Here is a 24894-nt window from a genome sequence, read left to right on the forward strand (position 1 = left end):
CGTCTGTTCCCACGGGCGTGATCCTCACCGCCGGTGCGCGTGCCTCACCGGCGGTTCTCCACCGCGTAGCGCGTGCCGACGAGGCCGAGTTGCTGTGCGCGGAGCACCGTGCTGATGCGGTCACGAGTGCCCAGTTTGCGGTAGATGTTCTCGATGTGCTTGTGCACCGTGCGTTCGGAGATGCCGAGGCGCCGGCCGATGGCCGACGCCGTGAGAGCGTCGACGAGCAGGAGCAGAACGGTCGTCTCGCGGGGCGTCAGGGCACCGGCAGCGGCCGGCGCGCCGCACGGGACCGCGGAGACGTCCGGGACGGCCAGCCGCCGCCAGCTCTCCAGCAGTTGCCGTTGCTCGTCCACCGCCGCCAGCAGCGGCTGCAGATGCCGGGCGACACGGACCTGGTCGTCGGTGAAGTCCGCGCCGGAGCGGTAGATGAGACACCCCGTGACGGGGGTCTTCGACCGCGGCAGCGGAATCGCCAGTACGTGATCGAGATCCATGATCTCGCCGAGGAGTCCGGCGGTCCGGCTCGCGGACCAGGCGCGTCCCGCCGCCCGACCTGCCGTGACAGGCTCCCGGTCGTCCCCGGTCCCATAGTGCTGCGCGAACGGGTAACCCGCGCGCAGCAGGCCGAGGGCCTCGTCCCCGAGCCGGTCGAACTCCGCGGCCGCACCCGGTGACAGTCCGAGCGTCCCGCTGCTCTCGTTCCAGTCGTCGAGTTTGTAGATCAGGGCGTCGCCACCGAACAGTTGCGGGAGCGCGTCCGCCAGCAGCGGCCACAGACGGTCGGGTTCGCGTTCGTGGAGCGCCGCCACGGCCAGCGACACCATGCGTTCGTAGGCTCCGTCCGGCCCGTTCGCCACGTGTCCTCTCCGCTCGTCGACGTACGCAGTTCTGCCCATACCGGAGCTGCCACCGCTGCTCCAGACTTCAACCGGGCAACACCGAAGTCACGGATGTACTCCAGCACATCGCAGCTCCGGCACCTGCGGCGGGGTTCAACAGACCAGGCGGGGAGGTCTGTTGGACCTCTGCTTCCGGTGTGCCCGGCAGACTCCGTGCGGGCCGCCGGCACGGGGGAGCGGCGGCCCGCACGGTGACGTGCCCCTCCCGGAGCACGGCGGCCGGCACGGTGGCGTACCCGTACGGAGGTGCGGTGGCGAGCCCGTCCGGGAGTGCCGCGGCGATACGCTCGGGTGCGACCACGGAAGGTTGCCCATGCCCGCAGTCCCGCGTCCTGCCCCCTCGGCCCCGGTGCGCCCATGACCGCCGAGGGGCCGAGCGCCGTGGTGGCACGGATCACCGGGCGCCCGGTGACCGGCGAACACCGGCTGTCGGCGACACTCGCCGAAGTCACCCTCGACGGCGGGCAATCGGTGATGGCCAAGCTCGGCGACGGCCCCGGCGCGGTGCAGGCGGAGGCGGCCGGACTGCGATGGCTGAGCGAGGCCGGCGCGGTGCCGGTCCCGACGGTCCACGGCCACGACGAGCGGTGGCTGGTGACCGACCGGGTTGCGCCCGGCCGCCCGGACGCCGCGGCGGCGGCCCGCTTCGGCACGGCCCTGGCCGCGCTGCACGCGGCCGGCGCGCCCGCGTTCGGCGCCGCGCCCCCCGGCGGACCGCGCGACGCGTACATCGGCCGCGCCCCGATGCGCAACGTCACCGGCACCGACTGGCCCGCCTGGTACGCCGAACACCGGGTGCTACCCTATCTGCGCCGTGCCGTCGACGACGGCACGGTCCGCCGGACGGAAGCCGTTGTCGTCGAACGCGTCGCGGAACGGCTGCCCGAACTCGCGGGCCCCGCCGAGCCACCCGCCAGGCTGCACGGTGACCTGTGGAGCGGCAATGTGCTGTGGGGCGCCGACGGGGACGCCTGGCTGATCGACCCCGCCGCACACGGCGGGCACCGCGAGACCGATCTGGCGATGCTCCAGCTCTTCGGATGCCCGCATCTCGACCAGGTGCTGGGTGCCTATCAGGAGGCGGCGCCGCTCGCCGAGGGCTGGGCGGACCGGGTGGGACTGCACCAGCTCTTTCCGCTGCTGGTGCACGCGGTGCTCTTCGGCCGGGGTTACGCCGAGCAGGCCCTCGCCGTGGCACGGGCGGCGTCCGCGGACTGATCCGCGGGCGCCGCCCGGCACGACGTCGAGGGCGAGGAGAGCGAAGGGACTATTTCAAGGAGTTTTGAGAAGGAAGCCCCTTCATGGCCTCGCCGTGATCAACGCTAGCAGTCAGTCCGGGATCAGGTCGCGCAGATTTTCGGGAGTGATGACCCGGGACTCGCGGTGCAGACCGTCGGGGCGCTCCAGGCCGACGTAGGTGACGGGGCCGTCGGGGACCGTGGTGCCGTCCCACGTCGTCACCTTCGTGGCGCCTTCGGCCATCAGGCCGGTGAGATACCGGACCGTGAGATGGTCGCGCTCGACGATGCCTCGCAGCAGCGCCGCGACCGACACGCGGTTCTCCTCGACCCGGTTGGCCGACGGAGTGCCTCTCAGGTACAGATGCAGCCACTTGGCGTGCCAGCGGCCGTCACTCCCGCGCCGGAAGGCCAGCGGCAGCGCGACCCGGCCGGGACCGCGCAGCTCGGACTTCATCCGCACGGTCCGCGGCTCGAACGGACGGCCCCGCTGTTCGGCGTCGCGCAGCATGAACCCGAAGAACGACTCCTCGACCTCCTCGAAGCCCTCGCCCGAGAAGATGTTGACCTGCGGCACGATGTAGCTGCCGCGCGCGGCCCCGAGGCGCAGATCGATGAACTCCGAGGCGCCGTCGGGTGCTTCGGTGATGTCGCCCGAGTGCACGCCCTCGACGTCACTGAGGGCGGTGTACGACAGCCAGGTGACGGTCCGGTACGCGTCGTCCAGCAGCAGCGCCGACAGGTCGTAGTCGGTGTCGTGCGCGGACTGTTTCCAGTGGACGAAGAAGCGCAGGAGCTCGCCGTCGACGGGGGAGACGGACCCGCGGGGCAGCACCCCGAAGCCGCCGGCGGTCGCCCGGCCGCTGAGCGGGAGGGCGACATCGAGCACGTCCGGATCGATCAACAGGTGCCCAGGGTTCGGGAGTCGGCGACGCATCTCGGCGTCCAGCGCGTCGATCAGGCGCCCGCGCTCCGGCGGGAGCACGGGCGGACGGGAGTCGGCGGTGACCCAGGCGCCGCCGAGCCGGTTGACGAAGACCCGGCGCTCGCCGGTGTCCCCGGCACGGTGGTGGAAGTGCTCGCGCACCGACAGCACGACCCGTCCGGAGACCAGCGGGACGACTTCTTCCGCCGCGGCCACGACGGCCTCGCGCTCCTCCTGGGTGAGGGCGAGGCGCAGCAGGCGGTCCAGGGCGCGGAACAGCTTGCCCGGGGCGGACTTCAGCAACCGGGTCGCCCCCGGAACGTCGTTCATGCCGAGCAGTTCCTCGACATGACTGTCGAAGGACCGCGCCTCCTTCTCGCCCCGCGCGACGGCGAACACCTCGGCTGCGTACGGCAGGCGCGGGTACGCGTGCGGATGGAGGCGCTCGCCGAGGCGCTTGAAGGCCTCGCGATGCGCGTGGACGTCGGCGAGCTTGGCGGGCGCCGCCGCGACGACGGAGTCGAGTCCGGCGAGCAGGGCGCGCCGGACGGGGCGGGACAGTCCCCTGAAGCGGGTCGGTTCCCGCAGGGTCACGTCGCCGTCCGACAGGGCGCAGGCCAGGCGGAGCACGTCCGTGACGGTGTCCAGGAGCAGATCGGCACCGACGCCGAGGCGGGCCCGGTTGACGACGGCACGGTTCTCCCGGACCGGGATCGCCTCGGGCTGCGGGCCGTCGGCGCAGATTTCGGCCAGGGTGCGCAGGTCGCCGAGGTCGTCGTCGTTCAGCGGTGTGGTGCTGCCCGCCAGCGCCAGGTACAGGGCGGTGACCTCGTCGTCCAGGCCGGCGCCCAGGTGCAGCACGGTCACGCGGTCACCGGCCGCGGCGATCAGCTCGTCGTGGGCGGCGAGCATCTCCTCGTACGCGTGCCGGTAGGTGCCGTACGACGGCAGGGTGAGCAGGTTCAGCACACCGTCCCGGAGCTGGGCGACGGTGCCCGCACGTGAGGTGTCGTCGTCCAGCGCCTCGGCGACACACCGCATCCAGAAGTCGAAGGTGTCCGGCACGTTGGCCGGGAAGTCGATGAAGTAGACGTTGTGCCGTACGTGGTCGCCGACCATTTCGCGGACGGTGCCGAGTGTGCGTACGGCGGTGTCGACCACGGTGCCCACGGACTGTTCCGACAGGTGTGCCAGCAGGTCCGCCGAGAGTTTGAAGCCCACGGACAGCAGGGCGGCGTCGAACTGCCGTGCCGCGACGGCGCCTTCCCCGGTGGGACCTGTCGGGGAAGGGATGCGGTGGGTGTGCCGGATGACCAGCGACTCAGGACTCAGGGCCATCCGGGCATGTTCGCAGAGGCGTGTGAGCCGGCGCACCGGGGTTTTCGGGTGTGACACCGGCTCGGCGGGCTCCGGCTCAGCCGGTCTGTCCGGGGCGCCCTGCGTCAGTCGACGGGCCAGGTGTGGACCGGGGCGTTGAGGTGCATGTACTCGATGTACATCTGCGTCATCCGGCGCAGCGCCTCATGCCGGCCCGAACGGGCGGACGCCTCGATGCGGTGGCACATCTCCTTCTGCCAGACCGCTCCGTTGCGGCCGGCGACGCACCGCTGCTCGATGATGCCGAGCAGCGGCTCGCGCCAGGTCTCGTCCATGCCGGAGTGCTCCAGCCCCCGGTGCGCCAGTGGCAGCAGACGCCGCAGGACGAGCTCGGGGACCGGAACCTCGCCCATCCCCGGCCAGTACAGCCGTGCGTCGATGCCGTGCCGCGCCGCCGTGTGCAGATTGTCCTCGGCGGCCGAGAAGGACATCCGCGACCACACCGGCCGGTCCTCCTCGACCAGGGCGCGGGTGAGCCCGTAGTAGAAGGCGCCGTTGGCGAGGGTGTCCGCGACGGTCGGGCCGGCGGGCAGGACACGGTTCTCCACCCGCACGTGCGGGATGTCGTGGGAGACGGCGTAGACGGGCCGGTTCCAGCGGTAGATCGTGCCGTTGTGCAGGGTGAGTTCCGCCAGTTCGGGGACGTCGCCGCGGTCCAGCGTCTGTGCGGGGTCCTGCTCGTCGCACAGGGGCAACAACGCCGGGAAGTAGCGCAGGTTCTCCTCGAAGAGGTCGAAGACGCTGTTGATCCAGCGCTCGCCGAACCACACCCGGGGGCGCACCCCTTGCACCTTGATCTCCTGCGGGCGGGTGTCGGTGGCCTGCTCGAACAGCGGGATGCGGGTCTCGTGCCACAGTTCCTTGCCCAGCAGGAACGGCGAGTTGGCCGCCACCGCGACCTGGACCCCGGCGATGGCCTGCGCCGCGTTCCAGTAGTCGGCGAACTCCTCGGGGGACACCTGGAGATGGAACTGGGTGCTGGTGCACGCCGCCTCCGGAGTGATCGTGTCCGAGTAGGTCCGCAGCCGGTCGACTCCGTCCACCTCGATCAGCAGGTCCTCGCCGCGGGCCGCGAAGACCTGGTCGTTGATCAGCCGGTAGCGGGGGTTCTCCGACAGGGCGGCCTCGCCGACGTCCTGCTCCCTCAGCGTGGGAAGGATCCCGACCATGATCAGGTTCGTGCCGACCGACTTGGCCCGTTCGTCCGCGTGGTTCAGCGCGTCGCGGATCTCGGACTCCCAGGCGTCGGGGCCGCCCGCCGTCAGACGGCGGGGCGGCACGTTGATCTCCAGGTTGAAGCGGCCCAGCTCGGTGGACCAGGCGGGATCGGTGATCGCTTCGAGCACGTCGCTGTTGCGCATCGCCGGTTCCGCCGTGTCGTCGACCAGGTTCAGTTCGATCTCCAGTCCGACCTGGGGACGCTCGGACTCGAACCGTTCATCGCGCAGCATCTGCGCGAACGCGTCGAGGCACTCGTGCATCTTGATCCGGTACCGGCGGCGGTCCTCGCGGGTGAAGACCAGCGCCGGGACGTCCCGTCCCATCGGCCCTCCCGGCTTCCCCCTCCTCGGACACCTCTCCTTTCCAGCGTCGCACCACCGGCCGACCCCGACCAGGCGAGACGGGGATCGCCGTCGGGCGCGGCCCCGCCGCCGGGGGCGGGCGCGCGGCCCGAGGACGCACGGCTCCGAGCGCACCTGAGGGCCGCCGAGATCCGCACAGGCCGGTGCGGGCCGCATCGTCCCAGCTCAGGGTGGCCCTTCCCGCATTCGATCAAGCCGTCGGCCGGTCGCCCCGTAGCCGCCCGAGCGCCCTGCGTATTGCTGCTCCAGTAGCTTTCACGCGGTGCAGTAGCTTTCCAACGCCGCCTGGAACGCCCAGGTGTGGCCCAGCCGAGCAGCGGAGAGTCGCACATGCCCAGAGACGCGCCGTACCTTGCAGTGGCCGACGCGCTGAGCGCGCGGATTCTCGCGGGGGAGTGGGAGGCCGGGGAGCGACTGCCGTCCCGGGCGCGGCTCGCCGAGGAGTACGGCGTCGGGCGCAACGTCACGCAGCGGGCCGTGGACCACTTGATCGTCAAAGGCCTCCTCGAAGGACGCGCGGGCTCGGGCACCTTCGTGTGCGTGCCGCGCGAACGTGTGCTGATGGTGCGTTCGCGACACCGCGAACGACGCGGCGGCACACCCACCGTCGCAGGCGTGGAGGAGCGGGGCAGGGCCGGCGCCTGGGACGCGCACAGCCAGGTGCGTGTTCCCGCCCCCGAGGCGATCGCCGAGCGGCTCGCCATCGGCACCGGCGGTCTCTGCGTCCGCACGCACTACGAGTTCCTCGCCGACGGCCACCCCGTCCAGCTCTCCGACTCCTGGGAACCGATGGCGATCACGGGCGGAACGCCGGTCGTGCTGCCCGAGATGGGCCCCCTCGCGGGCAAGGGGGTGGTGGCGCGGATGCGCTCCATCGGCGTGGAGGTCGAGACCGTGGTCGAGGTGCCGCGCCCGGCCCGGGCCACTCAGGAGCAGGCGAACCTCCTGGGGATCGGCGTCGGGGACCTGGTGCTCCGGATCGAGCGGACCCTCTACGACACAGGCGGACGCCCCGTGGAAACAGCCGACATGGTCATTCCGGACGCCCGACGGGAGGTGGCCTACGAGTTCGGGATCGACCGGCGCCAACTGGCTGAGCCGCGCGGCCACTTCCCGCAGCCGACACCGAACGACGGCAGGTGATCCCCGTGTCGTCCCCCGCCGGTGGTGGACTCCTGCGCGATCCGGACTTCGGGCGGCTGTTCGCCGCCACCGCGCTCGGCCAGCTGGGCGATCGCATCATCTTCCTGGCGTTGCCGCTGGTCGCGATCGTGGCCCTGCACGCCGACGAGTTCCGGGTCGGACTGCTCACCGCCACGACCACGGCGGGCTCGCTCCTGGTCGGGCTCCCGGCGGGCGCCTGGGTGGACCGCATGCGCAAACGCTCGGTGATGGTCGGCACCGATCTCGTGAGGGCGCTGGTCCTGCTGACGGTACCGACGGCGTGGTGGGCGGGTCTCCTGACGATCTGGTGGCTGTACGCGGTGGCCCTGGTGCACGGCGTGCTCACGGTGTTCTTCGACGTGGCGTACGTCAGCTACCTGCCGCACCTGGTGGGGCGCGACCGACTCGTGGAGGGCAACTCGAAGCTCTCGGCGGTACGTTCGGTGACCAGTATCAGCGGGCCGACGCTGGCGGGCCCGCTGGTCGGCCTGGTGGGCGCGCCCGCGACGCTTCTGGCGAGTTCCGCCGGAATGGCCGCGTCGGGGCTCCTCGCGATCGGTATCCGCAAGGGCGAACGGAAGCCGGAGGCGAGCGAACACCCGCCTCTGCGCCGGGACATCAAGGAGGGACTGAGGTTCGTCCTCAGGCATCCCGTGCTGCGCGCCACCATTCCGGGGGACGCGGTCTTCAACCTCTTCCTGGTCATGTACCAGGCCATGCTGCTGGTCTTCCTGGAGCGGGAGATCGGCCTCGGGTCGTACGGGATCGGGCTCGTTCTGTCGGGCATGGGATGCGGTGCGCTGCTGGGTGCACTGCTGGCCACCAGGCTCTCCGAACGGGTCGGACAGGGGCCGGTCATCTGGCTGGCGCCGCTGGTCACTTGTCCGCTGACGGCCCTCATGCCCCTGGCGCGTCCTGGCTGGAGCCTGTGCGTGGCGGCGGCAGGACTCGCGGCTCTCTCGCTGGGCGGAGTGGTCCGGGTGGTGGCTCAGTCGAGCCTCCAGCAGGGACTCACCCCGGATCGGCTCCTGGGCCGGATGAGCGCGACAGCCCGGTTCGTGTCGTGGGGCGGCCTTCCGCTGGGCGGGGTCCTGGGCGGAGTCTCGGGCGCGGTGTTCGGAGCGAGGGCCACGCTCTGTATCGGCGCCGTGGGTATGACCCTGAGCATGCTCCCGTGTTTTCTCTCGCCGCTGCGTACGCTGCGCGAGCTGCCCGAAGCCGTTCCGGTACGCCCGGCCGGTCGCCGCGGAGACCGGTGACGTGCCGCCCTCCACGCGCTGGGCTCCGCACTGTCGGCGGTCTCCGGCAGGATGCTCTGCATGACCGCAGCCACCGCAGCCGACTACGGCTGGATACGCTCCTCTTCCTCGCTGTTCAGGTACGCGCTGGAGACCGGGTACACCTTGGTCCTGGTGCGGGGAGTGCCGCCGGAGGAGGTGCTGACCGCGGCGAGGGCCGAACCGCAGGGCGCGTGCCGCGGGCTCGCCACTCTGATCGAGCGGCATCAGGAGCTCTTCGACGAGTCCGACGGCTGGGAGGAGTGCGTTCTCGCGGGAGCGTGCACCCTCCCGGGTGAGGGAGGGGACTGGACCCTCGTCCTGGTGCTCGGCGGCGATCTGGGATCGCCCGGCTTCATGGAGACCCTGTCCGCCGGGACCCGAGTGGTCTCCCACTCCAGCAATGGCGGGAAACCGCTGCACTTCTTCCACTGGTACGAGGACGGGGAACTGCGCACCACGTTCGAATGGCCCTCGGCCAGGACGGGGAGTACCCCGGACCAGCTGAACCGTGTGATGCGGGAGGTCGGGCTCGACCCGGCCGCCGACGAGGCGCCCGGCGCGGACCGCAAGGCGGGGGTGTTCGCACTGGCCGAGCGCCTGACCGGAGTCCGGGTGACCGAGGCGCTGCTGGCGGAGGCCGCGTACCGGACGGGCGAGGTGCCCGAGCAGCCCGCCGAGGAGTGGGAGAAGGTCGTCGTCGACATCACGGACGCGCACGGGAAGCGGACCTACGTCGAGATACGCCGGGATCAGCTGTGAGCCGGTGGTCGACCGCCGGGTGACGTCGGGATCAGCGCTGAGCCGGTCGTCGACCGCCGGGCGGGCGAGCACACGGTCGCCGAAGCAGGCGGCGTGCAGAGACGGGAGACGGACCACGCGGGGGACCGCCCCGGCGGCGGCTCAGTCGTCGGCGGAGTCCCCGCCCGCCGTCTCGACGCTGAGCGTCATCTTCTTCAACAGCGCGGCCAGGGTGGCCCGTTCGCCGGCGTCGAGGACGTGCACCACCTCGTCCTCGGACCGTCCGCGCCCGTGCATCGCCCTGCGCCACAGGTCCACGCCGGCCTCGGTCACCTCGATCTCGACGCGGCGCCGGTCGTCCGGTGAGGGCTTGCGCCGGATCCAGCCCGCCTTCTCCAGCGCGTCGATCCGTCCGGTCATCCCGGCGTTGCTGATGCCGAGGTCCTCGGCCAGCCGCGTCGGGCTGGCACGGCCCGGGGTGTCCTGGATCATCAGCATGTGCAGGGTGACGTACTCGTGCTCCTGGAGACCGAGTTCGGACAGCGCCGCCTGCGAGGCCAGCTTCCAGTGCCTGACCAGCCGCTGGCAGCGGGTCACGATCGCCTCGACGTCGTCCTCGAACCCCACGTCGATCCAGTGGTCGCGCCACCGGGCGACGTGTCGGTCGGTCCAGTCCTGGGGCTCCTTGTCGGCCATGGTCCTACTCTAGCGAATATTACGTTGACGAATAATTCGCCACCGAAGTAATCTCCGCGGCATGTCCACCACCACCGCCGCAGCCCCGTCGGACGCCGTCGGGCGGTTCACGCCGCTGCGGCACTCCAACTTCCGTCTGCTGGTCACCGGCACCGCCACCAGCGCCCTCGGCAACGCCATCACGCCGATCGCGCTCGCCTTCGCGGTGCTCGACCTGGGCGGCTCGGCGGCCCAACTGGGCATCGTGGTCGCGGCGTACGCGGCCGCGGAGGTCGTGACCGCCCTGTTCGGCGGGGTGCTGGGCGACCGGGTGAAGCGACAGCTGATGCTGGAGGGCTCCTCGGCCGCCTGCGTGCTCACACAGGGGCTCGTCGCCGTGCTGGTGATCGGCGGGTGGGCCACGGTGCCCCTGCTCGCGGTGATCGGCGCGGTCAACGGATGTCTCGGCGCACTGGCCCAGCCCTCGTCGTCGGCGATGACCCGTGCCACCGTGCCCGAGACACTGCTCGGCCCGGCCGTCGCGCTGCGCTCGCTGTTGCAGACCTCGGCCCAGGTGATCGGCTTCGCCGTCGGCGGAGTCCTGGTCGCGGCCGTCGGCGCGGGGTGGGCGATAGCGGTCGACGCGGCCACCTTCGCGGTGGCGGCGTTCTGCTTCTCCCGGCTGACCGTCCCCCAGACGCGCGCCGCGGGCGAGCGCGGCGCGATCCTCGCGGACCTGGGAGAAGGGCTCCGCGAGGTGCTGCGCCACCGGTGGCTGGTCCTGCTGCTCGCGCAGGCGCTGCTCTACCACCTCTTCTTCGGCGGCGCGCAGTCCGTGCTCGGGCCGATCGTGGTCGGCGAGGACATCGGCCGCTCCGCCTGGGGTTTCTCGATGGGTGCCATGATGGTCGGCTTCGTCGTCGGCGGACTCGTCTGCCTGCGCTGGCGGCCGCGCCGCGCGCTCCTCACCGGAACCCTGCTGCTCTCGCTCACCGCGGCGTTCCCCCTGGCGATGGCCCTCCACCCGACCCTGGCGCTCGTGCTGGCCGGCGCGTTCGTCCACGGGTTCGGGCTCCAGATCTTCGACGTGTTCTGGCAGTTGTCGATCCAGGAGAACGTCCCCGAGGAGAAGCTGGCCCGGGTCTACTCCTTCGACATGGTGGGCTCGTTCGTGGCCCGCCCGGTCGGCCTCCTGCTCACCGGCCCGATCGCCACCGCCGTCGGCCTGCACGGCTGGCTGGTCGTGGTCGCCGCCGTCATGGGCGGGTCCGCGCTGCTCTCGACCCTCTTGCCCGACGTACGCCGGCTCGAACGGAAGGACGCCTGAGCACACCCCGGCGGGGCGAGGCGCCCCGTACGCTCCCGCGTCGGCAACTGCCGTGCGGGCACCGGACGGTGGGCCGTGGGGGTCAGGGCGCGGCCGCGGTGCGCACGGCGCCGTGGACGGCTCGGGCGAGGCGGGCGCCCCACAGGGAACGCGGCCCAGCGAAGGAGTGGACCTCCTCGCCGGGGCGGGCGACGCGCGCGGCGACGCAGACGGCGTCGGTGGGGGTGCCGGAGCAGTCGTAGCCGGCGTCGAGAAGGGCCTGCACCTTGGCTTCGGTGGCCGTCGCCACGGCGTTGACCAGCGCGGCGTCGGTGAGCGGTACCGGCAGCGCCACCACGATGTTGATCGTGCCCGGCCGGTCGGGCACCGGCGTGCCCTCGGCGGGGGAGGCGGCCCACCCGCGGACCCCGAGTCCGGCGGTGGCGACCGCCTCGGCGCCACCGTCGTACGCGCGGCCGTGGCCGGTGACGTCGGCCGCCGTCATCAGACCGACTCCCGGGCCGTGCACGCCCGCCTCACGGGCCAGGTCGGCGAGGTGCCGTTCGGGGTCGGTGCGCCGGTAGCCGTGGGAGACCTGGGCGTTGAGGACCCAGGCCCGCTCCCCGATGCCTCCGCCGAGCACGGCGCTGCTGATCATCCGCCAGCCGGCGCCCGCCCGCCACAGGAGGGCGTGCAGCCGCTCGCCGTCCTCGACCCGGTCGAGCTGCTGCACGGCCCGCAGACCGGTGGCGGTACGGGGAGGCGGAACGACGGCGGTCACCGGGCGGAACTCCTAGTGGTACGGGGACCGGGTGATCGTACCCGGACACCCCCGTGCCGCTCCGGCAGCACAGGGCCCCCTCGGAGGTCCCGGTCGTCGGCGTCCCCCACTGGACGTCCATTGGCGGCACGTCGGTCGCGTGTCGGCCCCGGCACCCGCCGATGAGGAGCCGCCGTGCCGAGACTGACCCCATGCGCGAAGAATCCGTACCACCGGAGTCGGGCGACCGACGCGAACGTCAGCAGGTCGTCGTCATGGCGACGCTCACCGTCCTGGCCGGAGCCGTCGACGCGGTCAGCTTCCTGACGATGGGACACGTCTTCACCGCGCTCGCCACGGGAAACCTGCTGTTCCTGGCCTTCGCCGTCGCCGAGGCGGGACAGCTGCCGGTGGCCCGCCCGGCCTTCGCCCTGATCGCCTTCGCGCTGGGGGCCGCGGTCGGAGGCCTGGGCACGAGCAGGCTCGTCGCCCGCCACCGGCACTGGTTCGCCGTGGCTCTCGTCGTCGAAGGGGCACTCCTCGCGCTCGCCGGCGCGGCAGCGCTGTGGCGCCACGGCTACGGGTCACTCACCGCGCACCCGGACATGCTCGTCATCGTCATCGTGGCCTTCACCATGGGCCTGCGCGCGGACACCGCCGTGCGTGCGGCCGTCCCCGGCATGCCGACGCTGCTCATCCAGATGTCGCTGGTCCGCCTCATCCTCGACTTCGCGGCACCGGCACCCGCGACCCCGCACCGGCACATGACGCGTCTCCGTTTCGTCGCGACCGTCGCCGGCATCTTCGTCGGCGGAGTGCTCGGCACGCTCATGACGCCCTGGGGGACAGGCCGGGCACTGCTCGTCATCGCGGCGGCCGTCCTCGTCATCGCCTTGCTCTACGTCCTTCTCCCGCGCTATCGCCTGCTCGCGTCCGAGCTCGTCGGCTGAGCCCGCCGCACGGGAATACGCCGCCGCCCGCCACCGCGATCGTCACGGCGACGACCTCGGTGGCGGGCGGCAGCGGATGCGGGATCAGGCGGACGTGAACCTAGCCGCGCCAGGGCCCCGTGACCGCGAAGGTCGTCCCGGGCGTGTAGCAGTTCACGTACATCGTCGCGCCGTCCGGCGAGAACGTGACGCCCGCGAACTCGCCCCATTCCGGCGCCTGCGGGGTGCCGATGTTCTGGGCGCCCCGCGCCATGGCGTACACCTCGCCGTGTCGCGTCACCCCGAAGACGTGCTGCGCGCCGTTGCCGTCCTCGCAGACCATGAGCCCGCCGCTCGGGGCGAGACAGATGTTGTCGGGGGACTCGCCGGGGAGCTGCACATCGGTGCCGGGCCCGAAGACGATCACGAGGGTGAGGCGGCGGGCCGTCGGGTCGTAGCGCCAGATCTGGCCGTAGTGGTCGGCGGCCGAGCCGTCCGCGCTGCGGGCGAAGGAGGAGACGAAGTACACGCACGAGCCGCCCCAGTAGCAGCCCTCGAGCTTCTGCGCGTGCGTGATGCCCTTCGGGCCGAAGTCCTGGAGGCGGACGGGCGTCTGGGCGGCCAGCGGGTCCGGTACGTCCACCCACTCGATGCCGTCGAAGGCCGCGCCCGGCTCCTGGATGGAGGAGAGGTCCGGTACGCCGGGCACCCGCATCGCCTGGAGCCGTCCTCCCGCCCGCAGGGAACCCGTGCCGCCGTGCGGCTTGTCGGGCAGGAAGCGGTAGAAGAGGCCGAACGGCTTGAGGAACGCGTCCTCCGTCTCGTAGACGATGCCCCGCTTCGGGTCGACGGCGATCGCCTCGTGCTGGAAGCGGCCCATCGCGGTGAGCGGCACGGCTCCGGTGCGGTGCGGATCCGTTGGGTCGACCTCGAAGATGAAGCCGTGGTCCTTGGTGTAGCCGTTGGTGCCGGCCTGGTCCTCGGTCTCCTCACAGGTCAGCCAGGTGCCCCAAGGCGTGGGCCCACCCGCGCAGTTGACGGCCGTGCCGGCGATGGCGACGCGCTCCGCGAGCACCTCTCCGTGCCGGTCCAGCGTCAGGGACGTACAACCGCCCTTGCCCATCGGGTCGTACGTGAGGCCCTCGACGGTCGGGACCGGGATCGTCGCGGTGACGCGGTTCTCGTGGTTGCGGACCAGATGGACGCGGCCGTGACGGTCGCCGGGACGTGCGGCGAACGCGGCCATGCCGTCGTGATTGCTGGGCACCGGGCCCTCGCCGGAGCGGAGCTGGTCTCCTTCGCGGGACAGGACCCGGTAGCGGAATCCTTTCGGCAGGTCGAGCAGGCCGTTCGGATCGGGGATGAGCGGGCCGTAGCCGCGGTGGCCGAGGCTCTGCGCGGCGGCGGTGCCCGCGAAGAGTTCGGAGAGGTTACCGGCGAAGGCGATCGACGCGCTCAACGCGGCGGTGCGGGCGAAGACTTGACGTCGTGTCGCCGTGCGGCCGTTTTCGGGCATGGGGCAACCTTCCTGCTGGCGGACAGGAGTGTGACCCGCTTGTGTGTATCACGTGGCCGGAGCTGCCGGAACCACTCGCGTCATACCTGCCACTCGTGGCCCACCGGCCGGCCGGGGGACGCACGGGCACGCACGTGTCAGACCGGGGCTCCGCCGAACCCGATCTCGTTCCCGTCGGGATCCCGGTACGTGACCTTGCGGACGCCGTTGGCGTAGGTCTCGCGGTTCATGGGTTCGAGACCGCGCTCGGAGATCCCGGCGACGCGGGTGTCGAGGTCGTCGACGAACAGCGTGTGCATGGCGTGGCCGGCGTGTCCGGGCCGCAGCTCGATGTACACGTAGCGGTGTTCCGCCAGCTCCCACACGGCTTCCCGGTCGTTCGGGATCAGTGTCGGCGGGAAGCCGAGCAGCCGCCCGTACCAGGTGAGCGCCGATTCGTAGTCGTTGACCGAGATGCCTGCGAACAGTTCGACGGACATGACGCCATAGTAGTTCCGGCCGCACGGTCGCACGCCGTGTCGATCGCCGCCCGTCATGTGCCGCGACGCCGTGTCACGAGCGTCCGGCCGGGCTCGGCGCGAGGCCCGCGGGCGCGGGGACATCTGCTCCGGGGCCGGCCGGAGTGCCGCGCACGGACGAGAACCTGCACCACGTCCGTGCGGCCACAGCCCGGCATCCACGGGGATGCACCCACACGCGCCCTCCCACAGAAGGGCCCACGCGCCCCCAGCCGCGCACCCGCCCTCCCACGGAAGGGACCGTGTACCCGCACCCGCCCTCTCACGGAATGCCCCACGCACCGGCACGGCCCCTCCCACGGAAGGGGCCGTGCCGGTGAATCAAATGCCCGTTGCGGACGGCGCCACCCACCCACCGAGGTCCTACCAGCACCGCCCCGCACAACGGCTGCAACGGGCGGATCACCGGCACGGACCCGACCCACCCACCCACCGCCGGAGTGCGCACGTGCGAACGAGCGTGGCAGCGCGCCGTGGGCGGTCTCCGGCGGGCACAGGGCCTTGATCATGTGGTGGCCGCCGACGCCGGAGGGGCGGACGCCGGTCGGAGATATCCGGGCGACCGGCGTACCGTCGTCAGTGTGGAGCCCCCGGCCGACGGCCTTCTGTCACGTGCGGCGCACGAGCTCGGATCAAAGGTGGACGAGCTGACAGCCGACGTGGAGCAATGCCTGCGGAGCGAACTTCCCGCGTTGTGGGAAGACCCGGAGGTGGCGCGGATGGTCTCGGCGAACATCGTCGACCACGTCCGCGCCTCGTTGTTCGCCCTGGAGACCTGCGTCGAGCCGAGCCGCCTCGAACCGCCGGCCGCCGACGCGGAGCGGGCGCGCCGGATGGCCCGCTACGGCATGCCCCTCAGCACGACACTGCGGGCCCTCCGGCTGGGGCAGCGGATCGTCAACGACAGGCTGCTCGCCGAGATCCCCCGGCTCACCGGCGATCCGGTGCTGGTCGCCGCGGCTGCGCGCCAGCTGGTCGAGCTGTCGACGACCTACGTGGACCGCGCGGCGGAGCAGGGCGCCGCGGCGTTCCAGCAGGAGCGGGACCGTCGGCTGCGGTGGCGGCTGACCATGGTGAACGAGGCGAGCATGCGCATCGGGACCACGCTCGACATCGCCCGCACCACGCAGGAACTGGCGGACTTCGCCACGAGGCGCTTCGCCGACCTCGTCACCGTCGACCTGCTCGACGCAGCGCTCAGCGGGCAGGACACCGTGCCGCCGGGCCCGCCGGAGCTGCGCCGGACCGCGGAGGGCCCGGTCACCAGGGCCGGGCACCGGTCGGGCGTCGCGCCGCCGCAGCACCACACCTGCCCGGACGGATCGCCGACGGCCTACGCCCTCGCCACCGGGCGCCCCTGCCGGCACCACATGGACCGGCCGGGTGACCCCCGGCGGTTCCACTCGACGCTGGTGGTGCCGCTGAAGGCGCGGGGCGCCATCCTGGGCGTCGCCGAGTTCTTCCGGTACAGCAATCCCGTCTGCTACGACGACGAGGACCTGCTCCTGGCCCAGGAGATCGCGGCCAGGGCCGCGATCGCCGTCGACAACGCCCGCCGCTACACGAACGCCCGCGCGACCGCCCTCACCCTCCAGCGCAGTCTGCTCCCGCGCCACGCGCCTCAGCAGTCGGCGGCGGAGGTCGCCTACCGCTACCTGCCGGCCGGCTCCGAGGCCGGGGTGGGCGGCGACTGGTACGACGTCATCCCGCTGTCCGGTGCCCGGGTGGCCCTCGTGGTGGGCGACGTGGTCGGCCACGGCATCCGCGCGGCCGCCACCATGGGGCGGCTGCGCACGGCCGTACGCACTCTGGCGCACATCGACCTGCCGCCCGACGAGCTCCTCACCCATCTCGACGACGTCGTGCTCCATCTGTCCGCCGAAGCCTCCACCGACCCGGACGCCGAGGAGACCGAGGGCGACATCGGGGCGACCTGTCTGTACGCGGTCTACGACCCGGTCGCCCGCCGCTGCACCCTTGCCCGCGCGGGGCACGTGCCGCCGGCGGTGGTGATCCGTGACGGGAAGGCGGACGTGCTGGACCTGCCGCCCGGCCCGCCGCTCGGACTGGGTGGCCTGCCGTTCGAGACCCTGGAGGTCGAGCTGCCCGAAGGCAGCCTGATCGCCCTGTACACCGACGGTCTGATCGAGGGCCGCGACCACGACGCGGACGGGGGACTGGCCACGCTGCGGCGGACGCTCGTGGAGCCGGATCCCTTCCTGGAGAGCATCTGCGACAGAGTGCTCGAAGCCCTGCTGCCCGACCGGCCCGACGACGACGTCGCCCTGCTTCTCGCGCGCACCCATGTCCTGGGGGCCGACCGGGTCGCCTCCTGGGACCTGGAGGCCGACCCCGCGGTGGTCGCGCGGGCCCGTTCGGAGGTGTCCCGGCAGTTGCGGGAGTGGGGGCTGGAGGAGCTCGACTTCACCACCGAGCTGGTGGTCAGCGAACTGGTCACCAACGCGATCCGCTACGGCCTGCCCCCGATCAGGCTGCGCCTGATCCATGACGGCACACTCTTGTGCGAGGTGTCCGACGCCGGCAGCACCACACCGCATCTGCGCCGGGCACGGACCTTCGACGAGGGCGGGCGGGGCCTGCTGCTGGTCGCCCAGCTCGCCGAGCAGTGGGGGACTCGTCACGCCCGGCGTGGCAAGACGGTCTGGGCCGAGCTGGCCGCGTCCACCGAGTTCCCGTTGCACGCCTTCGAATAGCTTCGAACGGCCGGGCCGCTCACGCGGTCGTGGAGTCCGGGCGGAAGGTCACCGCCTTTCCGGTGAACCGGGCAGTGATCCCCTCGTCAGTGGTGGTGACCGACCGGAGGCGCAGTCCGTCGGGGATGTTCCGGAGGGGGACGGGCTCCGCGAGTGCCTGGTCGAGCAGTGCTTTCGCGGGTGGGATCAGGTGGCCGCGCGTGACGCGGACGTCCGTGAAGGCGATGCGGTTGCCGCCGGCCGCCGAGACGGCCGTACTCACGGCGATGTCGCCGACCAGCGGCAGACCGGCCGTCGCGTCGATCCGGCCCGGCGCGTCTCCGGGTGAGAGGTCCAGGCCGAGGGCGTCCGACAGGTCCTCGTAGGACAGGAAGGCGCTCGCCGTCACGCTGCGCGCGCGGGCCTCGTCGGCGGGGCCCGAGGTCCTCAGGCCGTCGAGGCCGACGGACAGCCTCGTCACCGGCAGCGGCCGAGAGGTGCCGCGGGCGGGTATGTCGTGGGCGGTGATGTCGACGTGCCGAAGACTGCCCTCGGCGAGCTGCGTCAGTACGGGGAAGCCGCTGACGTGCACCGTGGGCCGCTCCGGAGTCCCCATGCCGTCCTGGAAGGCCTCGGCCGTCCGGCTCTGCGCGCGGGCCGCGGCGACCCGGTCGGCCGCGACGCCGCCGGCCAGCAGCGCAAGGAGCGCCGTGCCGGCCACGACCTGCCGCCGTCTCCGCGGAGCCCGCGGTCTCACCCGCACGGCGGCGTCGCCGTACGGCGCGTCTCGGGTGGGCTCCTGGACGTACCGCGACGGGCGCATGGTGCTCCTGACGCGCCCGCGGCGTGCGTTGCCTGAGGCGCCTGTGCTGGACATGTCCGCCGTCCGGTCGGCGGGCGAGGGCGGTCCGATACTTGCACACTGATGAGCAATTCACTACCCGTGTTCTGCACATCGCTGTGCAGACACGAGGGCGTCGGACGTCGGTGTTCAGCGGGGGGTGCCGGAGACGGGGGCGCGGCGCTGGAGCACGTGCGGCGCGTACCTTGCTCGAACTATGAGGTGAGGCGAGCGGTGACGCTCCGGGCGCAGCCCTGTGACACCGCGACCGGAGCCGTGCGGGAGCCGGGGCGCCTCAGTAGCCGAAGCTCGTCGTGTAGGCGCACTCGGTGTACGTGTAGCCCGCCGACAACTTGGCGGTGTCGGAGGCCGGGGTCCTTCCCACCCCGGTCCGGGCCTTGTGCACGAAGTAGGTGGTGCCGACGGGCAGCCGGATGGTCCGCTGCGGATAGTGCTTGCCACTGTCGCTGCACGGTTCGAAGCCGATCCCCAGGGTGCTGCCGAGGGAGTACGAGGTGCAGCTGCCGCAGGCCTTGAGGGTGAGGCTGCCGGTCACCGGTCCCGTGTACAGGACCGTGATGTCGTCCGGGCTGTCGTTCTTGACCGTGACGGTGATGCTGCCGCCCGACGCCATGGTCGGCAGGCGCTTGCCGGCCGCGGGCACCGTCTCGGCGACCTCCGCGGCGATGGCTGTCTTCTTGGCGCGCGCCCGGTTCTTGTGGTGCGGGTTGTCCTTGACGAACTTGTTCATCGTGGTGAGGGCCTCGCTGAAGCTGCCGTCCTTGTACTGGTCCACACCGCAGGTGTACGTACCCGAACTCGCGCTCTTGTCCGCCCGGTCGGCGTCCTTGCCGAGCGCGTCGGCGAGGCCCGCCTGCTCGCCGGGCAGCCCGCGGACCTGTCCGGAGAGACCCTTCAGGCGCTCGACGGCCGCGCAGGGCTCGTCGCCGCCCACCGACTTCACCGCCTTGTCGACCGCGGACCTCACGGCGGGCTCGACCTTCCCGGCCTGCTCGGACTTCGGGAACGTCGACAGCAGCTCCCCGAACTGCGTGGTCCAGGTGGCGGCTCCGCCGTCGAGCGAGTCCGCCGCGCATTCGTAGAGCGACGTGGCGAGCCGGTCGTCGGGCCAGCCCGCCAGGTCTCCGAGGTCCTTCTCACCGATCGTGCGGGGGACGGTGCGGAGGTACTCGAGCGGCGGTACGGCGTCGCAGTAGTCCTCCTCCTCGTAGGGCGAGGCGACGGTGGCGTAGTAGACCTGGAGCCGGGCGGGGACCCGTCGGGCCGCCCGCGACCCCGGATGGTCGTCGCGCAGCCCGTCGTAGACCGCCAGGGCCCGGCGGTAGTCGGCCTCGGCCGTCCGGAAGGGCTGCTTCCCGGAGGCCTTGACCAACTCGTCCGCCCGGTCGAGCCGGTCCAGCAGCATCTGCTCGACGGCTTCGTCACGCGCCCCGTCGTACAGGACCGCGCCACCCGCCGGGACGGCCAGCAGCACGATGCCCAGCGCGGCGGCGACCAGCGCGTTCGGCGGCCACGACAGGCGGGTCCGCAGCCCCACGCGCGCACCGTGCGCGGCCGCGAGCACCAGGAAGCCGAGGTAGAGGACGACCACCGCGCCGGGGACCCCGTCCGGGTCCGCGGGCAGGGCCACCACGAGCAGGATCGCCGTCGCGGTCCAGCACGCGGCCATCAGCCCCCAGCGGCGCACCAGGGCGTATCCGACGCCGAGCCCGCAGAGGTTCAGCAACCCCACCGCGACGGCCCGCCAGGGGTCCGCGGGTGCGGGCGGCGGAGCGGCCGGCATCGGTGGAACGACGAAATCGTCACGTGCGTCGTCGTGGTTCCAGGACATGACGGCTCCCCCGGTCGATCACGCCTGAAGTTCTATGACTTGTCAGGGTACGGTCAGTCGGTTCGTGGCGACAGAGGGTGCGTCGTGGGCGATTGCGGGACTTGTCGTCCGGGCGGGCGCCGTGCGCGCGGCGAGCAGCCGCAGCGCGGCTTCGGAGCCCGTTCCGGGGGCCGCCGTGAAGGTGAGGATGCGCTGTCCCGTGTCCTGCGCGAGGTGGAGCATCTCGAACCCGAGCTCCAGATCGCCCACCTCGGGGTGACGGAAGTGCTTGGCGCCGGACAGACAGTCGAGCACCGGTTGCGCGGACCATAGAGCGGCGAACTCGTCACTCCCCAGGGTCAGTTCGCCCACGAGCTCGGCCAGTGCCCGGTCCTCGCGGAACCGGCCGGCCACCAGGCGCAGCGACGCGACGGCACGAGCGGCCTCCTCGTCCCAGCGTGCGTACAGCTCGCGGGTGTGGCAGTCGAGGAAGAGCATCCGCGTCATGTTGGGCCGGTCTGCTGGACGGCTCGGGGCGGTGAAGTCGTAGTGCCCGGCCAGCAGGGCGTGTCCGAGCCTGTTCCAGGCCAGCACCTCGGTGCGACGTCCCATGACGACCGCGGGAACGTCCGTCATCGCGTCGATCAACCGGACCGTGCTCGCCCGCGCCGCCTCCGGACGTGACGGACGCCGCCGCACGCGGGGAGCCGGCTTCGCCAGGTCGTGCAGATGGGTGCGCTCGTCCTCGTCCAGGCCCAGCGCGCGGGCGATCGCGTCGACGACCGACTCCGACGCGTTGGTGCTCTGCCCCTGTTCCAGCCGCGTGTAGTACGTCGCGCTGATACCGGCGAGCTGGGCGAGTTCCTCCCGCCGGAGCCCCGGCACACGACGGGCACCGTACGACACGATTCCCGCGGCCTCGGGGCTCAGCCGGGCCCGCCGGCTGCGCAGGAAGTCACCGAGAGCGCCCACAGCTGACACATCCGCCTCGTTCATGCCGTCCATGGTGCCGGGTCCGTGCGCCGGTGTGCCTGCCCCTGTGAGTGCCAGGCAGCCCAGGGGTCGGTCGATCAGGGCGTGGCAGCGGTCGTGGGCTTCTTCCAGAGTCGGGTGCCGAGCGACTCTCCGGTCGCCGGACCCATTCATGGAAGGAGTTGTGCGCCATGACGAACCCGAGCGGGAAGACCCTCGGTGGCGACGACGTGACCGTACGCGGTGCCGTGGGAGAGGTGTCACCGCCCCGGCCGGCCGTCACCGGCCGCGAGCGCCTGATCCTGGCGGTGCTCCTGACGGCGAGCTTCACTCTCGCCGTCGACTTCTCGATCCTCAATGTCGCGCTGCCCGCCATCGGCGCCGACGTGGGGCTGTCGCTCGCCGGCCTCCAGTGGATCGCGACCGCCTTCTCCTTGTGCGCCGCCGGATTCACCCTGCTCTTCGGCCGTGTCGCCGACCTGTTCGGCCGGCGCCGGCTGTTCCTGGTGGGCATCGCCGTGCTCGGCGTCTCGTCCCTGGCCGGAGGGACGGCCGGTACGCCGTGGGTGCTGATCGCGGCACGAGTCGCCCAGGGGCTGGCGACGGCGGCCGTCACACCGGCGGCCCTGTCCCTGCTGACCACGTCCTTCCCGGAAGGTCCGGTCCGTGACAAGGCCCTTGGGCTGAACGGCGCGTTGATGGCGGCCGGCTTCACCACCGGCGCCATCCTCGGCGGCGTGCTGACCGACCTCCTGAGCTGGCGCTGGGCGTTCTTCATCAATGTCGCGGTGGCCGTCCTGGTACTCGTCCTCGCCCCCGCCGTCCTGTCCGAGAGCCGGCCCGAACGCCGTCCCGCACTGGATGTTCCCGGAGCCGTCGTCGTCACCCTCGCCCTGCTGTCCGTCGTGTACGGGCTCACCCAGGCCGGACAACGGTCCTGGGCAAGCCCCCAGGCCTACGGACCGCTGCTCGCCGGAGCCGTGCTGCTCGTCCTGTTCCGGTTCGTCGAACAGCGCGTGGCGCAACCACTGGTCCCCGTACGGGTCCTGCGCCGACGGAGCGTGCGCTGGGGCAACGTCGCCGGCCTGCTGGCCTTCGCCACCGAGACGTCGGTCGTCTTCCTGCTGACGCTCTACCTGCAGGAGGTCCTCGGCTACTCGCCCCTCGCCTCGGGTCTGTCCTTCGCCGTACTCGGCCTCGGCACGGTCGCCGGCGGAATCATCGGCCCCAAGGTCATCGGAACCGTCGGTACCAGGAACGCCCTCGTGGCCGGGTTCCTCGTCCAGGCCGCGGCCACCGTCCCGCTCGTCTTCCTCGGTGCCGGGTCGGGGTGGATCTACGTCCTGCTGGCCACGACGTTCGCGGGAGGCGTCGCCAACCTGGTGGTCATCGTCGGATTCATGGTCACGGCCACCTCCGGCCTCCCCGACGAAGAACAGGGCCTGGCCAACGGGTTGGCCACGATGAGCCAGCAGATCGGCATCACCATGGGCATCCCGATCATGTCGGCCGTGGCCACCGCCCGGATCGACAGCTTCGACGTCCAGGACGCCCACGCCGTACTGAGCGGCGTGAGCGTCGCGCTGACCGTGAACGCCGCGGCATGCGTCCTCGCCGCCCTCCTGCTCGCCCTGACCCTGCGCACGACGGAGCGGGAGAGGGCGCGGGTATGAGCGCCCGGTCCCTCTTCGACCGCTGGGCAAGGGACTTGGGGAGTCCTGGGGCGCGGCGGGCCTCGGGCCTCACGGGACGCGGTGATGCCGCACGATCAGCGGATGCCGGAGGATCCCGGCGGGTGCGGTGTGTCCGAGCGGAACGAATGCCCCAGCTCGTCGCCCAGCCCGAAGTAGTGACGGAAGTTGTACACGAGGGGGCTCCACGCCGCCGGGTCGATGTGCTGTGTGCCGGGGACGACCAGGTCCGGGTCGGCGTGCACGGTGAGGACCTGCGCCTCCACGATCAGGAAGTCGCCGCCCGCGTCGCGCCGTACCCGCACGGCGCGGGCCTCCAGTTGCAGCGGGCACTCGGCGACGCGGGGCGGACGGACCGCCTCGGACGGTGCGGGATGCAGCCCCGCGGCGCCGAACTTGTCGCGCTCGAAGCGGAAGGCCGCCTTCTTCTCCTCGGGCAGCGGGTCGCGCCCGCTCAGCGGAGCCAGCCGCTCGACGGCCCGCCACTGGTGCGGAGCGGGGAGACTGATCACCAAGTCCGGCCTGGACAGCAGGTTGTGGGCCGTCTGCCCCGAGACCCCGAGGCCGAGGACGACGACCTGCCCCAGGGCCCAGGCGGAGGACATCGGCGCGAGATTGAACGAGCCGTCCTCGTTCTCGGTGGACAGCAGCACGACAGGCGTACCGAAGTAGAGAATGCGCGGCTCGACGGTGATGCGCTCACCATGGCCGCTCGGACGGTGACCCGTGCGGGACAGGATCGCTTGGTTCCGGCTCATGACCGCCAATGTAGGCACCCGAAGGTTCGGCCCTCGCCGAAGTGTCGCGGGCACGCTTCCGGCGCCGCGGAAGCGGACCCGCGATCCGGGGGGAGATCAGGCGACGAGAGCCGCGAACGTACGGCGGATGCGCGCGAGGTCCGCGCCGTCGGACAGCAGCGCCTGGAGCAGCAGGCGGGCCTTCGGCGCGTCGAGGGGCCCCGCCGAGAGCAGTCCCCGGCCGAGCAGGTCGTGCTCGGAGCCCGGGCCGCTGTAGGTGCGGCTCAGTAGCGCGCCGGCGCCGGTGCGCGAGGCGAGGACGATGGGTATGCGAGCGGCGAGCCGCTCCAGAGGCTCCACGAACCACTCGGGAAGGTGCCCCGCGCCGAACGCCGCCACGACGAGGCCGTCGAACCGGTCGTCGATCGCATCGAGGAGTTCCCCGCGGTCGCCCAGCGACACCGTGAGCAGCGCGACCCGCGCCGCGCGGAGCAGCCGCAGCGGGCGATCGACGAGAGGGGCGGGCGGCCGCAACAGGACGCGCGGCCGGCCCTCGACCACCGAACCGAGGGGACCCGCCCCGGGCGATGCGAAGGTGGCGACGGACGTGGTGTGGGTCTTGCGGACGTGCCGCGCCGCATGGATCTCGTCGGCGAGGACCACGAGCGCACCGAGGCCCCGGCATCCGCTGTCGCCCGCGACGGCGATGGCGCCGGCCAGGTTAGCCGGGCCGTCCGCGCCCGGCAGGTCGGGACGCCGCATCGCGCCGGTGACCACCACGGGACGGTGCTGCGCGCACACCAGGTCCAGCAGGAACGCGGACTCCTCGATGGTGTCCGTCCCCTGCACCACGACCGCGCCGGAGCCCGCGGCCCCCGCCGAGTCGATCAGCGCGGCGAGTTCGGCGAGGTCGTCCACGGTGAGGTTCGAGCTCGGGATCCTCCGGAAGTCGTGGAGGCGCACATCGACGTCGGGGGACGGCGCGAGCTGTGCCAGGACCTCGGCGCCGGTCAGCCGGCCGACACCCCCGCCGGCGGCGGAGATCGTTCCGCCGAGGGTGAATACGGTGACGCTGCCTGCCATCTCGCGACTCCACTCGTCCATGCGCGACGGCTTCTCACGACGGATCGACCGGCGCGCGCTCGCAGGCCGACGCCCTTGCTCCCGGATCTCGCGCAATCAGGGGCGAAGGCGCGGCTCCGGCCTGCGTGAGCGTAC

The 24894-nt window shown here is 72.1% G+C and carries 20 protein-coding genes; 8 read left to right on the top strand and 12 right to left on the bottom strand.

Annotation, left to right across the window (positions count from 1 at the left end; genetic code table 11):
- Window positions 1-44: 44 nt before the first annotated feature.
- A complete protein-coding gene (locus ACSYGO_RS41650; RefSeq protein ID WP_426676888.1) occupies window positions 45-827 on the bottom strand; it encodes a helix-turn-helix transcriptional regulator in 783 nt (260 codons plus the stop codon).
- A 432-nt stretch (window positions 828-1259) separates the two neighbouring features.
- Between ACSYGO_RS41650 and ACSYGO_RS41655 the strand changes: the two genes are divergently transcribed.
- On the top strand, window positions 1260-2120 hold the full coding sequence (locus tag ACSYGO_RS41655; protein WP_460389924.1) for a fructosamine kinase family protein: 861 nt from the start codon (window positions 1260-1262) through the stop codon (window positions 2118-2120).
- 111 nt (window positions 2121-2231) lie between these two features.
- Here ACSYGO_RS41655 and ACSYGO_RS41660 read toward each other — a convergent pair whose 3' ends face one another.
- Together ACSYGO_RS41660 and ACSYGO_RS41665 are read right to left on the bottom strand one after the other, a co-directional pair.
- On the bottom strand, window positions 2232-4403 hold the full coding sequence (locus ACSYGO_RS41660; protein ID WP_460389925.1) for a TerD family protein: 2172 nt from the start codon (window positions 4401-4403) through the stop codon (window positions 2232-2234).
- 104 nt (window positions 4404-4507) lie between these two features.
- Window positions 4508-5986, bottom strand: coding sequence for a glutamate-cysteine ligase family protein (locus ACSYGO_RS41665; protein WP_426676265.1), 1479 nt, complete (start codon window positions 5984-5986; stop codon window positions 4508-4510).
- Window positions 5987-6355: 369 nt separating this feature from the next.
- On the opposite strand from ACSYGO_RS41665, the gene ACSYGO_RS41670 reads away from it, so the two are divergent.
- Genes ACSYGO_RS41670 through ACSYGO_RS41680 form a run of 3 tightly spaced genes read left to right on the top strand, consistent with a single transcriptional unit; the run spans window position 6356 to window position 9228 of the window.
- Entirely contained in the window at window positions 6356-7168 is an 813-nt protein-coding gene (locus ACSYGO_RS41670; protein ID WP_426676264.1) for a GntR family transcriptional regulator, read from the top strand.
- A gap of 5 nt (window positions 7169-7173) precedes the next feature.
- Complete coding sequence (locus tag ACSYGO_RS41675) at window positions 7174-8448, top strand: MFS transporter (RefSeq protein WP_460389926.1); 1275 nt, start codon at window positions 7174-7176, stop codon at window positions 8446-8448.
- A gap of 60 nt (window positions 8449-8508) precedes the next feature.
- The gene (locus tag ACSYGO_RS41680; RefSeq protein ID WP_460389927.1) at window positions 8509-9228 is read left to right on the top strand and encodes a DUF6461 domain-containing protein; all 720 of its coding nucleotides are present in this window, start codon (window positions 8509-8511) and stop codon (window positions 9226-9228) included.
- 141 nt (window positions 9229-9369) lie between these two features.
- Here ACSYGO_RS41680 and ACSYGO_RS41685 read toward each other — a convergent pair whose 3' ends face one another.
- Window positions 9370-9903 carry a MarR family winged helix-turn-helix transcriptional regulator gene (locus ACSYGO_RS41685; RefSeq protein WP_460389928.1) on the bottom strand — a complete coding sequence of 178 codons (534 nt, stop codon included), beginning with the start codon at window positions 9901-9903 and terminating at the stop codon, window positions 9370-9372.
- Between the two features lie 61 nt (window positions 9904-9964).
- On the opposite strand from ACSYGO_RS41685, the gene ACSYGO_RS41690 reads away from it, so the two are divergent.
- Window positions 9965-11209, top strand: a complete 1245-nt coding sequence (locus ACSYGO_RS41690) for an MFS transporter (RefSeq protein WP_426676260.1) — start codon at window positions 9965-9967, stop codon at window positions 11207-11209.
- A gap of 82 nt (window positions 11210-11291) precedes the next feature.
- On the opposite strand, the gene ACSYGO_RS41695 is transcribed toward ACSYGO_RS41690, so the two are convergent.
- Window positions 11292-11969, bottom strand: a complete 678-nt coding sequence (locus ACSYGO_RS41695) for an adenosylcobinamide amidohydrolase (protein WP_426676259.1) — start codon at window positions 11967-11969, stop codon at window positions 11292-11294.
- A 191-nt stretch (window positions 11970-12160) separates the two neighbouring features.
- Between ACSYGO_RS41695 and ACSYGO_RS41700 the strand changes: the two genes are divergently transcribed.
- Complete coding sequence (locus tag ACSYGO_RS41700) at window positions 12161-12898, top strand: YoaK family protein (protein ID WP_426676258.1); 738 nt, start codon at window positions 12161-12163, stop codon at window positions 12896-12898.
- Window positions 12899-12998: 100 nt separating this feature from the next.
- Here ACSYGO_RS41700 and ACSYGO_RS41705 read toward each other — a convergent pair whose 3' ends face one another.
- On the bottom strand, window positions 12999-14393 hold the full coding sequence (locus ACSYGO_RS41705; protein WP_460389929.1) for a PhoX family protein: 1395 nt from the start codon (window positions 14391-14393) through the stop codon (window positions 12999-13001).
- A 137-nt stretch (window positions 14394-14530) separates the two neighbouring features.
- Complete coding sequence (locus ACSYGO_RS41710; RefSeq protein WP_426676256.1) at window positions 14531-14872, bottom strand: VOC family protein; 342 nt, start codon at window positions 14870-14872, stop codon at window positions 14531-14533.
- A gap of 677 nt (window positions 14873-15549) precedes the next feature.
- Here ACSYGO_RS41710 and ACSYGO_RS41715 point away from each other — a divergent pair.
- Window positions 15550-17625 carry an ATP-binding SpoIIE family protein phosphatase gene (locus ACSYGO_RS41715; RefSeq protein WP_460389930.1) on the top strand — a complete coding sequence of 692 codons (2076 nt, stop codon included), beginning with the start codon at window positions 15550-15552 and terminating at the stop codon, window positions 17623-17625.
- Between the two features lie 19 nt (window positions 17626-17644).
- On the opposite strand, the gene ACSYGO_RS41720 is transcribed toward ACSYGO_RS41715, so the two are convergent.
- The 3 genes from ACSYGO_RS41720 to ACSYGO_RS41730 all read right to left on the bottom strand — a co-directional run bounded on the left by ACSYGO_RS41720 (window position 17645) and on the right by ACSYGO_RS41730 (window position 21272).
- Window positions 17645-18427, bottom strand: a complete 783-nt coding sequence (locus ACSYGO_RS41720; RefSeq protein ID WP_460389931.1) for an LmeA family phospholipid-binding protein — start codon at window positions 18425-18427, stop codon at window positions 17645-17647.
- Between the two features lie 313 nt (window positions 18428-18740).
- Window positions 18741-20297 (bottom strand): hypothetical protein, encoded by a 1557-nt coding sequence (locus ACSYGO_RS41725; protein WP_460389932.1) that lies wholly within the window; start codon window positions 20295-20297, stop codon window positions 18741-18743.
- A gap of 42 nt (window positions 20298-20339) precedes the next feature.
- Window positions 20340-21272, bottom strand: coding sequence for a helix-turn-helix transcriptional regulator (locus tag ACSYGO_RS41730; RefSeq protein WP_426676252.1), 933 nt, complete (start codon window positions 21270-21272; stop codon window positions 20340-20342).
- 167 nt (window positions 21273-21439) lie between these two features.
- Here ACSYGO_RS41730 and ACSYGO_RS41735 point away from each other — a divergent pair, with 167 nt between their 5' ends.
- Entirely contained in the window at window positions 21440-22921 is a 1482-nt protein-coding gene (locus ACSYGO_RS41735; RefSeq protein WP_426676251.1) for an MFS transporter, read from the top strand.
- Window positions 22922-23016: 95 nt separating this feature from the next.
- Here the strand turns inward: ACSYGO_RS41735 and ACSYGO_RS41740 are convergent, their stop codons facing one another.
- Both ACSYGO_RS41740 and ACSYGO_RS41745 read right to left on the bottom strand, forming a co-directional pair.
- On the bottom strand, window positions 23017-23697 hold the full coding sequence (locus tag ACSYGO_RS41740; RefSeq protein WP_426676250.1) for a flavin reductase family protein: 681 nt from the start codon (window positions 23695-23697) through the stop codon (window positions 23017-23019).
- Window positions 23698-23793: 96 nt separating this feature from the next.
- The gene (locus ACSYGO_RS41745; protein WP_426676249.1) at window positions 23794-24780 is read right to left on the bottom strand and encodes an asparaginase; all 987 of its coding nucleotides are present in this window, start codon (window positions 24778-24780) and stop codon (window positions 23794-23796) included.
- Window positions 24781-24894: the final 114 nt, after the last annotated feature.

The organism is Streptomyces krungchingensis (genome assembly GCF_054729265.1).